Origin of the sequence: Streptomyces sp. NPDC005195, from assembly GCF_040608315.1 — a bacterium.
GTDB classification, from domain to species: domain Bacteria; phylum Actinomycetota; class Actinomycetes; order Streptomycetales; family Streptomycetaceae; genus Streptomyces; species Streptomyces kaempferi.
In genome coordinates, this window is record NZ_JBEXHZ010000322.1 from 1 (window position 1) to 1,490 (window position 1,490).

1 protein-coding gene is annotated in these 1,490 nt (G+C 74.2%); it reads right to left on the minus strand.

All coding sequences use genetic code 11. The annotated features are described in order from the left end of the window. Positions 1 to 1,097: PAS domain-containing protein (locus ABZV34_RS39355; protein WP_356288066.1), on the minus strand; the 1,097-nt coding region annotated here is incomplete at its 3' end. Between the last annotated feature and the right edge of the window lie 393 nt (positions 1,098 to 1,490).

The window sequence follows — 1,490 nt, forward strand, 5'->3', positions numbered from 1 at the left end:
CGAGCGACCCGGAAGTGCACCGGCTCGGGCGACAGCAGCGCGCCGCGCAGATGGTCCTCGTAGGACGGCTGGTCCAGCCAGGGCACGGCCTGCCACAGCGGTCGCCCGAGCAGTTCCCCGTGCGGACGGCCGAGAAGCTCGGCGGCGCGCGGATTGACGTAGGTGATCAACCCGAGCCGGTCCAGTGCGAACACACCCTCCGGGAGGAGGTCGGCCGCACCGGCCGCGGCCGGCCCCGGGCCCGGGTCGACGACCGTCCCGCAGACCCGTAACGGCGGGTCGGACGCGTCGTGTCCGGGTGACAGGTGCAGCAGGAACAGGCCGCCGTCCGACGGGTACAGGGGCAGCGGATGGGCGGGCGGGCGACCGGCGGCGGTCTCGTGCAGCGCGGCCAGCAGGGCGTGCGGATCCCGCGGGGACAGCCCTCGGGCGAGCGCCTCCGGTGTCCCGGGGAAGACCCCCGCGCAGGTACCGAGCAGGGACAACAACGCGTCGTCCGCGGTGACCGTGCCGCCGGCCGGATCCCAGGCGAACCGACCGGCGCACCGCGGGGAGGGACCGTCGGCGGGCGGGCGCACGCACAACGGTTCGCTGTCCCACGTGACGTCGGACCCGTCCTTCTCCCGGGCCGACAGCGCGGCGCCCAGACTCTCCGCCACCGCCGTCATCCGGTCGCGGTCCGGCAGTACGTCGGTGGCGTCCGAGGCCGAGGGGCGCAGCACCGTCAGGACGCCGAAGGAGGTCGAGGAGCCCGTCACGGGTACGTACAGCGAGCCGAACTGGAACGGCAGACCGGCCGCGAGCTGCGGATAACGGCGCATCGTCTCCGTGGCGTCGGCGAGCAGCACCTCCATGCCCTGCCGGTAGCAGTCGGCGGCGGGGAAGGGCCGGTCCAGGGGCAGCCGCCACCAGGAACGGAACAACTGGTCGGGCAGGCCCGCGAGTACGGCCAGTCTCAGCAGGCCGGGCGTGGACGTGCGCAGGTACACGCCCCCCGCGAAGCCGCGGGCAGCGCGGATCGCGTCCGCCACGGCCCCGTTGAGCAGGACGGCCAGGCCATCCAGCGCGTGGTCCGCCGGCTCGGCGCTCCCAGTCATCGGTCTGTCCTCGTCCGCCTGCCGTCAGGTGGCCACAGCAAGAATGCGCCGCACCGGCACCAGCCCGCACCTCGACGCCTCCCGCGCCGGTCGCCTTTCGTTGGCCTTGGTTTCACTCAGCCGTATCGGCTTCACCCAGCGCGAAAGATACCGCGCCCGCGCCCCGGCGAGGAGTCCCGGGACGATGTCGTCGGCTCACTCCCGACCGATGTGCCCCGTGTCCTCGGTCAACAGCGGCGTTTTTGGCGACCGTGGCGCCGAGGTGGTCGGCTCGGAGGCGGTCGGGTGGTCCCCCGATGAGGTGGGGTGGGGCGCTGGGGGCGGTCAGCCGGTGAGGGCGATCGGGCGCCGGGTCAGGAGCGTGGCACGGGTCCCAGCGCGTCCGCGGCGGCG